The organism is Nitrospirota bacterium (assembly GCA_016212215.1).
Classification (GTDB): Bacteria; Nitrospirota; 9FT-COMBO-42-15; order HDB-SIOI813; family HDB-SIOI813; genus JACRGV01.
Genome location: JACRGV010000136.1, coordinates 1 through 13,970 on the forward strand (window position 1 = coordinate 1; position 13,970 = coordinate 13,970).

The 13,970-nt window shown below is 43.7% G+C and carries 10 protein-coding genes; 6 read left to right on the forward strand and 4 right to left on the reverse strand.

Translation table 11 applies throughout. The features are described 5' to 3' along the window. Positions 1–139 precede the first annotated feature (139 nt). From HZA08_12510 to HZA08_12535, 6 genes are all read left to right on the forward strand, one after another. Positions 140–1,906 (forward strand): M36 family metallopeptidase, encoded by a 1,767-nt coding sequence (locus HZA08_12510; protein MBI5194244.1) that lies wholly within the window; start codon positions 140–142, stop codon positions 1,904–1,906. Between the two features lie 177 nt (positions 1,907–2,083). Beyond that, on the forward strand, positions 2,084–2,320 hold the full coding sequence (locus HZA08_12515; protein MBI5194245.1) for a hypothetical protein: 237 nt from the start codon (positions 2,084–2,086) through the stop codon (positions 2,318–2,320). Positions 2,321–2,666: 346 nt separating this feature from the next. Next, a complete protein-coding gene (gene sucC, locus HZA08_12520) occupies positions 2,667–3,830 on the forward strand; it encodes an ADP-forming succinate--CoA ligase subunit beta (GenBank protein MBI5194246.1) in 1,164 nt (387 codons plus the stop codon). Between the two features lie 75 nt (positions 3,831–3,905). Continuing rightward, on the forward strand, positions 3,906–4,778 hold the full coding sequence (sucD, locus tag HZA08_12525; protein MBI5194247.1) for a succinate--CoA ligase subunit alpha: 873 nt from the start codon (positions 3,906–3,908) through the stop codon (positions 4,776–4,778). Positions 4,779–5,074: 296 nt separating this feature from the next. Next, positions 5,075–7,441: a vitamin B12-dependent ribonucleotide reductase gene (locus HZA08_12530; GenBank protein ID MBI5194248.1), complete on the forward strand. Its 2,367-nt coding sequence runs from the start codon at positions 5,075–5,077 to the stop codon at positions 7,439–7,441. A 415-nt stretch (positions 7,442–7,856) separates the two neighbouring features. Beyond that, positions 7,857–8,603, forward strand: a complete 747-nt coding sequence (locus HZA08_12535; GenBank protein MBI5194249.1) for a radical SAM protein — start codon at positions 7,857–7,859, stop codon at positions 8,601–8,603. Between the two features lie 31 nt (positions 8,604–8,634). On the opposite strand, the gene HZA08_12540 is transcribed toward HZA08_12535, so the two are convergent. The 4 genes from HZA08_12540 to HZA08_12555 form a co-directional block, all read right to left on the reverse strand. After that, positions 8,635–9,078, reverse strand: coding sequence for a hypothetical protein (locus HZA08_12540; GenBank protein MBI5194250.1), 444 nt, complete (start codon positions 9,076–9,078; stop codon positions 8,635–8,637). 57 nt (positions 9,079–9,135) lie between these two features. Next, entirely contained in the window at positions 9,136–10,254 is a 1,119-nt protein-coding gene (locus HZA08_12545) for a hypothetical protein (protein ID MBI5194251.1), read from the reverse strand. Positions 10,255–10,393: 139 nt separating this feature from the next. Continuing rightward, positions 10,394–12,559 (reverse strand): thioredoxin domain-containing protein, encoded by a 2,166-nt coding sequence (locus HZA08_12550; protein ID MBI5194252.1) that lies wholly within the window; start codon positions 12,557–12,559, stop codon positions 10,394–10,396. Next, positions 12,560–13,567 (reverse strand): AI-2E family transporter, encoded by a 1,008-nt coding sequence (locus HZA08_12555; protein MBI5194253.1) that lies wholly within the window; start codon positions 13,565–13,567, stop codon positions 12,560–12,562. Between the last annotated feature and the right edge of the window lie 403 nt (positions 13,568–13,970).

Sequence of the window (13,970 nt, forward strand, 5' to 3'; positions counted from 1 at the left end):
ATATTTTATCTCTCAAGTTCATCGGCTCTCCTTTTGTGTGGTATTTTTTAACAAACATATTCTACCAAAAGGAGAGCAATTTTACACCAAATAAATTCAGAAAAATTCACTTATTTTATTACTTTTGCAAGAGCCTCATATGACTAATTTTATTCATGACTATTTTTTCAAATTAGGTTTTGATGAGGCAGCAGGAAATTTCCAGAGAAAAAATATAAGCGGTTTCGGCTTTGGAAACGATGAGGTACAGGCAGATGCACAGGATGGGTGGGGAACAGGTCAAAGGAACAATGCCAATTTTTATACGCCGCCTGATGGAGGTGGCACTTCCGGGGGGAAGCCGAGGATGCAGATGTATCTATTCAATAGCCCGAGATTGGCAGATGGGGATTTTGATGGGGACGTCATAATACACGAATATACCCATGGGTTATCCAATCGTTTGGTTGGCGGCGCTGGAAATGTAACTGCATTAGGGGGTATTCAGAGTGGGGCAATGGGAGAAGGCTGGGGGGATTGGTTTGCGGCAAGTATTTATAATAAGCCTGTTTTCGGTGAATATGTTACAGGGGATACGACTAAAGGTATAAGAATGTATGCATTAAATAATAACCCCCTTACCTATGGAGATATCTGTACAGGCGGAGTTAAAGGCGGGCCTAAGACTGCATGTGAGGTACACGCAGATGGCGAGATATGGTCTGCCACGCTATGGGATATTAGAAAGGTTTATATTGGGAAGTATGGTTATGCCATAGGTAAGAAGAAGGTAGAGCAACTTGTTGTGGATGCGATGGAGCTTTCGTTGCCGAGCCCATCAATGTTAGATATGCGTGATGCTATACTCCTTGCTGACTTTGTAGACCCAGACAGCAAGGGCAGCAATCTTACTATGATTTGGAAGGTTTTTGCAAAAAGGGGGATGGGGTGGACAGCATTTACTACAGATCATAATGACATGAATCCTATTGAGGCTTTTAATATCCCGGGTGTCTTTGATAGTCCTGACCCAATCAGTCCAAATGGGGACGGGGTTAAAGATACTACAACAATCTCATCAAATTTTTTAAGATTTCGGACATGGAACGTAATAATTAAGGATTCAGCAGGTAATATTGTTAAATCCTGCACAGGGGTGGGTATGGCTGCAAGTTGTGTTTGGGATGGTAAAAATACAGTGGGGCAGGTTCTCCCTGATGGCGTATATTCCTATACTTTAGAGGTAAAAAGTGTGATTAATAATTCCATGATCCCATTGGCATCCGGGACAGTTACGATAGATACTGCCTCTCCTTCGGGATCTATTAGTATAGAGGGGAACAATGCATGGACAAAGACCTCCTTAGTTACCCTTACACTAAATTGTAGTGATGGTTCCGGTAGCGGATGTGCTGATATGCGGCTTTCAAATGATGGTGTCTTTGATACTGAACCGTGGGAACCGTTTGCAGTAAGTAAGGCATGGATACTGTCATCCGTAGATGGTAATAAGGCAGTCTATCTCCGTTACAGGGATAAGGCAGGCAACAGGTCATCAATGCTTGTTGACTGGATTAAGTTAGATACCGTAAAGCCTGTAATCACAAGTGTCTCTGATACACCTGACCCGTTGAGACATCATCTCGGAGAGGTGAGCACTATTAGTTTCAATATCTCTGATAATTTGTCCGGCACATGCAAGGCAGTGATAAAAATATTCAACCCCTCTGCTGTTCTTGTCAGGACAATACTGACAACCTATAACGCCTCCTGTCCCGTCGGCGGAGCAGCAGGTTCTGTTATCTGGGATGGCAAGGACACCGGTGGTACACTTGTTCCATCCGGTACTTATAGCTACAAGGTACAGGCAGTAGACAAGGCACTGAACTGGTCATTTATCAAGAGCGGGACGATTACAGTGGAGTAGCCGGCGAAAGCGACAAAAATAATTGATTTATTTAAACGTACTTTGTATGTTAGTAAACATAATATCCTGCATGAAGTAGGTACTATTGGAAGAATTCGATTAGCCGAACTCCATTGGTATTAGGCGCATGGCCTTGGTAAGAAAGAAATAAAGCGAAAAAGATATCTGGAGTAAAGTATGAGAAAAACCAAAAAATCCTCAGCAGAATTTGCAGTTTGTATCAACAATGAGGGATATCCAGCATCATTAGAGCTGCATAAAATCTACCGTGTAATTCCAGATGAAGATGCTTCTGCTGATGGAGACGTTCGTGTAGTTGATGAGAGTGGAGAAGATTATTTGTATCCTGCCTCCTATTTCGTCCCAATCAAGTTACCCCAGATGGTGGAAGAATCATTGCTTATTGCTTCCTAATTCATCCCCACGTGACGCCGACAATAAAGGTCAGCGCTACGTCTGCAAGATTCTGGGGACACTATACTGAATTTTCTGAGCAGGCCGGGGCCGCTTTCATTATGTTTGAGGAATAGGTAACGCATATATGTTTACTGTCGAATAAGTCAGTAGATTCTGGAGATGGTTCGGCTGCCTCCCTTATAGTGATCTCTCCTCTGGTGTAACTGTCTCCAACATATTTTTCTGCCCCAAGCCTTAGAAATTTTCATGTAAAATTTTCTGTTGCATTATTAGCAGACTGATGATAATATTTTTTTCCGCAGCAAGACTATTATTACAACGTGATAACCAAGGGGAAGGTGATATGAATATACATGAATTTCAGGCAAAGAGTTTGTTCAGGCAGTACAATATTACGGTACCGAACGGGAAGGCGGTTTATTCGGTTGATGAGGCAGCAGAGTATGCACAGGAGGTGGTAACAGACGTTGCGGTTGTTAAGGCCCAGATACATGCGGGCGGCAGGGGAAAGGCAGGCGGGGTTAAGCTTGCTAAGGAGAAGAAGGATATTGCGGTTTATGCAAAAGAGCTTCTGGGGAAGACACTTGTAACGCACCAGACAGGGCCTGAAGGAAGGTGCGTAAGAAAGATATTGATTGAAGAGGGTATCGGTATTGCAAAGGAGCTTTATTTAAGTATCCTTGTTGACCGCACCTACAGCAGGCCGGTGTTTATCACAAGCCTTGAAGGCGGGATGGAGATAGAAGAGGTTGCAGAGAAGACACCTGAAAAGGTTATCAAAGAATATATTGACCCTTCTGTCGGCTTTCAGCAGTTCAACGGCAGGAACATGGCGTTCAGGCTTGGCCTTGCCCCTGAGATAATCAAGCAGTTTGTTCCGATGGCAGGGAATCTTTACAGACTGCTTAAAGAAAAAAACGCATCTTTAATCGAGATTAATCCGCTTGTTATTACAAAGGATAACAGGCTGATTGCCCTTGATGGAAAGATGAGTTTTGATGATAATGCATTGTTCAGGAGCGAGGATGTTAAGGCGTTCCGTGACCTTGATGAAGAGGAAGAGCTTGAGATTGAGGCATCCAAACACGGGCTTAATTATGTAAAGCTCAACGGTAATATCGGGTGTATGGTGAACGGCGCAGGTCTGGCAATGGCTACTATGGATGTAATAAAGCTTGCCGGCAGTGAGCCGGCAAACTTTCTTGATGTCGGGGGGGGAGCATCTAAGGAGACGGTTAAACATGCCTTCCAGATATTACTGGCAGATAAGAATGTAAAAGGTGTGTTTGTAAATATATTCGGCGGAATTGTGAGATGCGAGAGGATCGCAGGCGGTATTATTGATGCGGCAAAAGAGGTTGAGATTAAGGTGCCTCTTGTTGTAAGGCTTGCAGGTACAAATGCCACAGAGGGGCTTGAGATGCTGCAAGGCTCAGGGCTTAATCTTGAAGTGGCCTCGGATATATGGGAAGGGGCACAGAAGGTAGTTAAGTTGGTAAGCAGGTAGCAGAAGTAAGATGTTAGAAGTCAGAAGCAAGAAATAAGAAGCAAGAAAAACACAAAAAAGGAAGAAGGAGAAAAAATGAGTATCCTTGTTAATAAATCTACAAGACTGATGGTGCAGGGTATAACCGGTAAGGAGGGGTCGTTTCATACCAGTGCGTGTCTGGAATATGGGACGAATATTGTGGCAGGTGTTACGCCGGGAAAGGGCGGGACTGATTTTGAGGGGGTTCAGGTATTCAATACAGTGAAAGAGGCTGTTCTATCAACGGCTCCGAATGTTTCTATGATATTTGTGCCGCCGCCGTTTGCCGCAGATGCAATCATGGAGGCTGTGGATGCTGAGATTCCGTTGATTGTGTGTATTACAGAGGGCATTCCTGTTATGGACATGGTTAATGTAAAGAGATTCATGGCAGGGAAGAAGAGCAGGCTTATCGGTCCTAACTGCCCGGGTATCATAACACCGGATGAGTGTAAGATTGGGATTATGCCTGGCTTTATTCATAAGAAGGGCAGGATAGGGGTTATATCAAGAAGCGGGACACTTACTTATGAGGCGGTATGGCAGTTGACAAGGGTTGGGCTTGGTCAGTCAACATGTATCGGCATCGGCGGTGACCCTGTAAATGGTACGAATTTTATTGATCTGCTTGGGATGTTTGAAAAGGACAGTGAGACAGATGCGATTGTTATGATAGGTGAGATAGGCGGGGATGCCGAGGAGCGTGCTGCAGAGTACATAAAGGCCAATGTCACCAAGCCTGTTGTAGGTTTTATCGCCGGTATTACAGCCCCTCCCGGAAGAAGGATGGGCCATGCAGGCGCAATAATCTCAGGCGGCAAGGGCACGGCATCAGAAAAGATGGCAGCAATGGAAAAGGCCGGTATCCATGTAGTAAGAAACCCTGCATTAATTGGACAGACCGTTGTTGAAGCCCTAAATAAGTGAATCGTGAATGGTGAATGGTGAATCGTAAAAGAATTCTTGTCAACCATTCACCATTCACCGTTTTCCATTCACTATTCACTATTCACCATTCACTGTATTTAACAGCTTTTCCACAGCTATTCCACAGCTAATCCACAAAATAGTGTGGATGGGTAATAAAAAAATCACAATATATAGAAATTTTCTCTTGACAATGAATTTTGTCTGGTATACACTTCCCATCACTTCAATTAATAAATCACATAAAAATTAACCACATAATTTTAACAATAATTTTTATTTAAAGGAGGGTATCTATGCCGACAAAAGAAATTATAGAGCCTTTGCTTTCTCAAAATGCCATGAAGGTACTTGAGAAACGTTATCTTGCAAAAGATGACAAGGGGAAGGTAGTTGAGACTCCGGTGGACCTCTTCAGGAGGGTAGCAGTGAATATTGCCAAGGGGGATATTACCTATAACCCGGAAGCGGATATTGCAAGGACTGAAGAAGAGTTCTACAGGATGATGGTACGGAAGGAGTTTCTGCCTAATTCACCTACACTGATGAATGCAGGGAGGGAGCTTCAGCAGCTTTCAGCATGTTTTGTATTACCTGTTGAGGATTCAATGGAGGGGATATTTGAATCTGTAAAACAGGCGGCTATCATCCATAAATCAGGCGGCGGCACAGGGTTCTCCTTCTCAAAGCTCAGACCTAGAAATGATGTGGTGCGCACCACAGGCGGTGTTGCATCCGGTCCTGTGTCTTTTATGAAGGTCTTTAATCACGCTACTGAGGCAGTAAAACAGGGCGGGACAAGACGCGGGGCAAACATGGGGATACTCAGGGTAGACCATCCTGATATTTTCGATTTTATGGATTGTAAGTCTAATGACAGTGATATTACCAACTTTAATATAAGCGTGGCCCTCACTGACCGGTTTATGGAGGCATTGGAGAAGGATGAAGACTATGAACTTCTCAATCCGAGGACCGGTGAGATTGTATCAACAATTCCTGCAAGAGAGGTGTTCGATAAGATTGCATCTAATGCATGGAGGAATGGAGAGCCTGGCCTGTTTTTTATAGACACAACAAACAGGGCCAATCCAACCCCCCATGTCGGCAGGATAGATGCAACAAACCCTTGCGGGGAACAGCCGCTTATACCTTATGAGTCCTGTAATCTTGGGAGCATCAACCTTGAATTACATACAGCGCATGTTGACGGCAGTTTTGTTATTGATTGGGACAGGCTTGAACGTACAATACGCAGGTCTGTTCACTTTCTCGATAATGTTATAGACCTGAATCATTACCCTATTGTGGAGATAGAAAAGATTACAAAGGGGAACAGGAAAATAGGGCTTGGAATTATGGGCTTTTCCAGGATGCTGTTTAAACTCGGCATTCCGTATGACTCTATGGAGGGCATAAAGACTGCACGGAGTGTAATGAGGTTTATACACGATATAGGGCATAATGAATCTGAGAGGCTTGCAAAGGAGCGTGGTGTATTTCCTAACTGGGAAGGTTCTGTCTATGAAGAAGAGGGGAGGCGGACACGTAATGCCTATATAACAACAGTAGCCCCTACAGGCACTATAAGTATGATTGCGGATACATCAGGCGGCTGTGAACCTGAGTTTTCACTTATATGGTACAAGAATGTAATGGGCGGCGAGCATCTGCCTTATGTATTTGACAGCTTCATTGATACGGCAAAGACTGAAGGGTTCTGGAGCAGTGATTTACTTGACAAGATAATAGCAAACCATGGCTCTGTAAGGGGATTGGCAGAGGTGCCGGAGAAGTGGCAGGCTATATATGCTGTTGCTCATGATGTGTCACCCGAATGGCATGTGCGTATGCAGGCCGCTTTTCAGGAGTATACGGACAGTGCAGTATCAAAGACCATTAATCTCTCAAAAGATTCAACAGTTGAGGATGTGAAAAAGGCGTATATGCTTGCATATAAGCTGGGGTGTAAGGGTATTACTGTTTACCGGGATGGAAGCCGTTCAGAGCAGGTGATGAATGTGGGGACAAGTAAGAAGCTAGAAGTCAGAAGTCAGAAGTCAGAAGCAAGAATGGAAGAAGACAAAAATCAGAAATTGGATGAGATAATACAGAAGTCAGAAACAATAAATCAGAAGCAAGAAGAAGAGGAAAGACAGATACCTAATGGGCAGGCAATACCTCATGTTATTCATCCCAAGCCCAGGCCAAAGATTACAACAGGTATCACCAATAAGATGAAGACATCATGCGGCGACCTCTATGTGACCATAAATGAGGATGAGAAGGGATGGCCTTTCGAGGTATTCTGCAATATGGGCAAGGCAGGGGGTTGTGAGGGGTCTCAGAATGAGGCCATCGGCAGGCTCATATCGCTTGCATTCAGGAGCGGTGTGGCACCGCAGTCCATAGTAAGACAGCTTATCGGCATAAGGTGCAACAAGCCATTTGGACTCGGTAAAAATACCGTACACTCTTGTGCTGATGCAATTGCAAACTCAGTCCTTGAGTACCTGATGAAAAAGTCTCATGACGGTAGTAAGGATGTATCAGTGGAATATGATAAGCGTATAGGCTCTGCATGTCCTGACTGCGGATGTGAGATGGAGTTTTCTGAAGGATGTGAGAAGTGCAGCTTTTGCGGGCATTCAAAATGTTATTGAAATAATAAGGGTTCAAGGGATTGAGGATTCAAGGGGTCAAGTGAAAACCCCACCCTCACCCTAACCCTCTCCCTGAGGGAGAGGGGACTATTTTATTCCCTCCCCTTCAAGGGGAGGGTCAGGGTGGGGATGGGGTTCAGTATTTTACCCTCGACCCCTTGAACCCTTTTTCACAGGTCTTGACACCACAAGCCATCCCGTTTTATCCTACTCTATGCTTTACACCAATCACAGTCGTTCGTTCAAGGAAAACATGTATGTATACCCGGTTCTTTCAAGGAGATCAAAGGGGATATCTGTAGGAATAAATCTGTTTCCTGATAAAGAATGTAATTTTAATTGTGTTTATTGTCAGGTGGACAGGGGGAGAATAACCCCCCCCAGCCCCCCCTTTAACAAAGGGGGGGAGGAGATTGTGTGCGTTCCCCTTTTACAAAGGGGGAATTCAAATATCCCCCCTTTAACAAAAGGGGGCAAGGGGGGGGTTGAATCGTCTGTTGACATACAGTGCCTGCTTAATGAGTTAAAAGAGACGCTGGACATGGTTAAGACCGGTCGCCTATTTTCCTTTCCGCCGTTTGACAAGACCCCTCCGGAACTACGCCATTTGTCTGATATTGCTGTATCCGGGGATGGGGAGCCTACTACCTTCCCTCATTTCTATGAGGTTGTCAGGGACATTATAGAGATGAAAAATTCCATGTCTGATAATATAAAACTCGTAGTAATTACCAATTCCTCCGGCCTTAACCGTCAAAAGGTGCAGGATGCACTGGACCTGCTTTATGAAAATAATGGTGAGGTGTGGGCAAAACTGGATGCAGGGAGTGATACATATTATAAAAAAATATCAAGGACAAATATCCCTTTTGAAAATATAATACGTAATATTACTGTGACCTCAAAAAGGCATCCTATAATTATCCAGAGTTGTTTTAATAAGATTTATAAGTTAGGGCCTTCTGTGAAGGAGATAGGGGAGTATATAAAGGTTATTAAAAAGATTGCAGAAGAAGGCGGGCAAGTCCGGTTTGTTCAGATATATACTACAGCAAGGCCGCCTTCTGAGGGTTTTGTTACACCGCTTCCTAAGGATGAGCTTAGCTCTATTGCCGAGAAACTCAGTAAAGAGACCGGTATACCGGCAGAGATATTTACCTAAGGAGGCTATTCAATTTAATTTGAATAGCCTCCTAATTTCCAACATCTATCTTAAGAAGTACTTTGACGGAATCCCCCCTTACCTCATCTGCCCATACATAACCAATCCCGCCGGTTGTGCCGCCGACTGCATGGATCATCTCAGAGGATGATGCCTTTGTTGTCGGGGGAGTAATCCCCTCCTGGAAGAACTTCTTTATCCAGTATGCCTTGTATCCGTCAACACTTGTCCCCATAACCCTTTCAATAAACCTCCTTCTTAACTGTTCATCATTCTGGTCCATGGGTTTTATCTTTACACTGCCTTCTGACATCTTCTCACCGAGGTATATCTCTTTAACCTTGGCTGTTGAAATAGTATTAACCGGATAATCCTTATTAGAAATGATAGCGAGATCCCTTGCATAAGCCTGAGCGTTGCCGCATAACAACAGCATCAGGACTCCTACAACGATGTTCCATCTAAGTATTTTCATTACCTACCCCCTGTTATATCAATTTGAAAATGCATATCTCAAATGTCAAATATAAGGTTAAAAAGCAAGCGACCACTGGACGGCATACTCATTCCAGTCGTCGCCTGACATATCAATGTTTCTTAACTCACCCTTAATAGAACTTCTATAATTTATGTTATATCGAACCCCTGCGGTGAGGTTAACGGTATCCTGAGTTCCAAGGGATTTAGAATAAGGGTTATCATGGTCTACCAACACCTTGTCATACATAAGATAAGGAATAAATCTGTCGTTAATGCTGTAGGTCGCCAGTCCATAGTACGCATTATTTGTATCTGTCATCCCTCCATGGTTCTTGTTTTTTATAGAGAAGTACTCGCCTGAAAGGTCTATATTGCCTAGTGTATATTTGACAGCCGCAGCAAGGATGGTCTGATCAACGTCAACAGGGTTATCAACAGTACCATCTTTATTTGCATCAAGGGCTTTAGAATCGGTTTGCACCCTTGATATGTGTCCGGAAAACCCCACCTTAAGGCCCTCGATTGCCTCAGGGGATATGGCAGCATGAAATGCAATGGCCTTTCCTATATTGTTGTCTTCTGTATTATTTGGGACAAGGGAATTCTTACCGCGATTTTCATAATCTGTAATCCTTGGCCCATTACCGATTAAGACACCATATTCTATAGGTCCGGCAAAAGACCCGGCCCTGCCTGAGAAATAAGCACCAATCATGTGGGCCGGGATCATTCCGCCCTCGTCCTCAAATTTAAGGATCTCCGGCCTCTTGATTGTGGGCTGTAATTGTACGCCATGATGGTATGATGTATTCCAGAATCCGAGAGGGGTGTGGAACCGGCCTGCGCGTATCCTGAACTCATCACTGAATGTATAACCAACAGATACCCTTTCTAAATCAAGTATGTCGCCGTCTTCAACGATAAGTTCTACCAGAACTTCTGTATCTTCAAGTGTCTGGGCAAGATAAAGGTCAAGCGTACCAAAGGCAAAGTTCCCGTTTCTCAATTCAGCAGGGCCGCCTTTTTCACTCTTTGTGAATGACACATCAGTAAACCCATTCAGCTCAAAGGCATCTCCGTTGGGAATGTTTATCAGAAAGACCGCTGTCATTAAACACAGAATAAATAAGTTTAGCGGTCTGAACAACTTCCATGTAGTCCTCTTCGTCATAACTCCTCCTGTTTGGTCAATTAAATAAAAAATGTTTATAATAAGGAAAATCCAATACAATGCTGATGTGTGTTAATAATATTATGGAGTTTTGAGATTGTCTTATAGCATATATTCAGTATTGTTTGCAAGGGAAAAATTAAAACAATTTTTTTATATCTTCCCATTCATTTAATGGTTCGGAACATGTAAAGTTTTTACATATATATACAGCAGGTTTTCCATCTTTTGCTGTTTTCCCTTTTGCAAATTCAGGGATATAGTGCGAAACTTCAAATCCCCCTGTGTCCCCAACCAGATAAATCACCATGTCAGAGATATAACACCCTCTCAATTTGCTGATAATCTCTTTTACATCTGAACAATCCTGTTTTCCTACAATCGTAATCTCCACTGCTCCTTCAAGGAAAAAATAAACACCGGAGAGCAGGCTTGAAAAACTGAATGGATTTTCTATTGCCTCGTCATAAAATATTCGTATCAGCTTTTCTGCCATTATGCGGTATTCCGGTTTATCTTTATATGCGGTTAGCCTTAACAGGTCAGTTAATGCCGTTGCATTCCCGGACGGTACAGGCTGGTCAGTTGCAGTCTTCATCCTGTGAAACAGTCTTACATCCTCATCATCGGCTGAATTGAAGAATCCCCCTTTTTCTTTATCCCAGAACAGTTCTATTATTGAAGAGGTAAGTTTGTCTGCCCAGTTAAGATATTCAGTCGAAGATGCTTTCCACCCACCCTCCCCCTGACCCCCTCCCGTCAAGGGAGGGGGAATAAACGTAGCACCCTCCCCACTCAAGGGGGAGAGGATGGACGCATCATCTTCAAATGTTATCTCATACATATCAATCAGTGCGGCAATAAGAAATGCATAGTCATTAATATCAGCATTGCCCTTTGAAATCCCATCCCGCCACACATGAAGGAGCTTGCCATCCTTAAACAGCTCAGTTCTTATAAAGTTAATGGTGCTTCTCGCTGCATCAAGATAGATTGCTTTCCCGGTTGTCCTATATCCCTCTGCAAAGGCTGAGACTGCAAGTCCGTTCCACCCTGTTAATATCTTTGTATCTGTAAATGGTTTTACCCGCCCTTCCCTCTTTGTGAATAATGCCTCTTTGCCCCTGTTTAAGATTTCCCTGACCTTTTCTTCAGGGATGTCAAACTCGTGTGAAACGGCCTTCATCCCCCGGTCCATATAAAGTATATTCTTCCCTTCAAAATTTCCATCTTCAGTAACGCCATAGAAACGGCTTATGACCTCTGCCTCTTTGCCTGTTACAGATTCTATCTCCTGCTTTGACCATACGAAAAACTTACCCTCCCCGCCCTCGCTGTCAGCATCCTGTGATGAGTAAAAACCTTTTCCATCAAGGTACATCTCCCTTAACAAATAACTTAAGGTCTCCTCACCGATATTTTTATAACCAGTGTCAGATGTAACTTTATAGGCATCGAAGTATAACCGTGCAAGCAGTACATTGTCATAAAGCATCTTCTCGAAGTGAGGTATGCGCCATCGTTCATCAACTGTATAGCGGTGAAACCCGCCGCCGATCTGATCGTAAATACCGCCGCCTGCCATATTCCTCAAGGTGTTTATTACAACGTCGAGGGCGGTTTGGTCGCCGCTCCTTTTATAATACCTGAGCAGAAGATTTATTTGTGTATAAGGCGGGAACTTTGGTGCAGTACCAAAACCGCCGTGATTCGGGTCAACATATCTTAGAAGCCTTGAAGAGGCATTATCCAAATCAGCAATATTAAGTGTTTCTTCAGCAGAAGGTTTGTTTTGGATGCGGGTCAGTGTGTTTATAATCTCTGCTGTTGTCTCCTTTATCTCATTCTTCCTTTTACTGTAAGCCTCTGATATTGCATTAAGGACGTCAGGGAATGCCTGCATCCCCTGACGTTCCTCAGGCGGAAAATAAGAACCTCCGAAAAAGGGCTTTGCTTCAGGGGTAAGAAACATGGTAAGAGGCCACCCTCCGTTCCCGCCGAATAATCTTAATGAATACTGGTACAGGTCATCTATATCAGGCCGTTCTTCCCTGTCCACCTTTATATTAATGAATAACCTGTTCATTATGGATGCGATCTCTTCATTCTCAAAAGACTCCCTTTCCATAACATGACACCAGTGACATGCGGAGTATCCTATGCTCAGCAGAATCGGTTTGTCCTCTGATTTGGCCTTGTTGAATGCCTCATTACCCCATGGATACCAGTCCACAGGGTTGTGACTGTGCTGGAGCAGATACGGGCTTATCTCGGTGATTAAGCGATTTGTATGTTTGTATTCCATTTAAGCCTCCGGTTTTATATATAGTTCAAATAATCTCAATGGAATGGCTATCAGTAAAGGACCAAGAAATACGCCGATGAAACCGAATGCAATCATCCCGCCGATTATTCCAATAAAGGACAGCAGTCCATGGAATCCTAATTTTTTACTGATAAAGTACGGCCTGAGAAAATTGTCTATCATGCTGATTACAAGCACGCCCCATGCGAGCAGGAATATCCCTTTACCATACATGCCATTGTAGATCAACCATACTGCCGCAGGCCCCCATACAATCGGCGTGCCGGCAAAAGGTACGAGAGCCAGGATAAACATTAATGTACCGAATAAAACAGGTGCAGGCAGTCCCAGAACCCAGAATGCAAAACCTCCCAATGCCCCCTGAATCATGGCTGTCAGGACAACACCGTAGAGCACAGCGATTATTACATCGCCGGTCTCTTTAATAAAAAGCTCAACCTCCGGTTCCGGTAATAATCCGGAGGATTTTATTCTATCAAGCAGACCTTTGCCGTCCCTGAACATGAAAAAAAGTATAAGCACAGTTACGAGTAACTGGAAGATAATTGAAAGGACATTTCCCGTGGCAAAAGTGAAATAGGTTATAAGGACATTTCCAAGGTCCTTGAAGTTGCCGGTTATGGTCTCTTTTATTGAGACATCTTCGATCGGCAGTATGCCTGATACCTTGTCAATGATTTCAGGCAGTCTCGGCTGTAATGCCTCATAGGCAAAGGTAATCTGTGTTACAAGAGATATTATAACCAGGACTGAAGGGATAAGAAAAAAGAGGATGATCCCAATAATAACTATTAAAGAACTCAGGGACGCCCTTCCTTTAAGAATAGCAAGCACCTTCGAGTAAACAGGCCAGAACGTGACACCAATGATAACAGACCAGAGTATGGAAATATAAAACGGCTGGAATGTTAAATGTATGCCGTACAATAGCAGGATTGAGATTATGACAAGCAGGATGACAGTAATCTTCTTTTTATCAATAAGCATTATAACTATACCTTCACAGATTTGTTCATCTGAAACTCCTCAATTATCCTGTTATCTCCTTTTCTTGTGGAGTTTCATTATGTGATTATTGCAGATTTATTGCAATAGTGTTCATCCGAAAATCACCATAGCTCACCCTCCCCCTAACCCCCTCCCGTCAAGGGAGGGGGAAAAACTTAGCATCCCTCTCCCCCGGCGGGAGAGGGTCCGGGTGAGGGGGCCTCATTTTCATGCTCCTTTGTGCCCCGGAGGGGCATGACGGTTCATCCGAAAATCCCTTCCGGCGGGGTAAGAAAACCCCGCCTATCCATCTCTACGAGGATAGGCGGGACTTTCTTGTCCCGCTGATTTTCATGTCCCTTTGTGAACCTTGGTTCATGTGGGTTCATCCGAAAATCTCCAT

Coding starts and splice junctions, on each gene's coding strand:
- HZA08_12510 (MBI5194244.1), top strand. CDS start 140: ATGACTAATTTTATTCATGACTATTTTTTCAAATTAGGTTTTGATGAG.
- HZA08_12515 (MBI5194245.1), top strand. CDS start 2,084: ATGAGAAAAACCAAAAAATCCTCAGCAGAATTTGCAGTTTGTATCAAC.
- sucC (MBI5194246.1), top strand. CDS start 2,667: ATGAATATACATGAATTTCAGGCAAAGAGTTTGTTCAGGCAGTACAAT.
- sucD (MBI5194247.1), top strand. CDS start 3,906: ATGAGTATCCTTGTTAATAAATCTACAAGACTGATGGTGCAGGGTATA.
- HZA08_12530 (MBI5194248.1), top strand. CDS start 5,075: ATGCCGACAAAAGAAATTATAGAGCCTTTGCTTTCTCAAAATGCCATG.
- HZA08_12540 (MBI5194250.1), bottom strand. CDS start 9,078: ATGAAAATACTTAGATGGAACATCGTTGTAGGAGTCCTGATGCTGTTG.
- HZA08_12545 (MBI5194251.1), bottom strand. CDS start 10,254: ATGACGAAGAGGACTACATGGAAGTTGTTCAGACCGCTAAACTTATTT.
- HZA08_12550 (MBI5194252.1), bottom strand. CDS start 12,559: ATGGAATACAAACATACAAATCGCTTAATCACCGAGATAAGCCCGTAT.
- HZA08_12555 (MBI5194253.1), bottom strand. CDS start 13,567: ATGCTTATTGATAAAAAGAAGATTACTGTCATCCTGCTTGTCATAATC.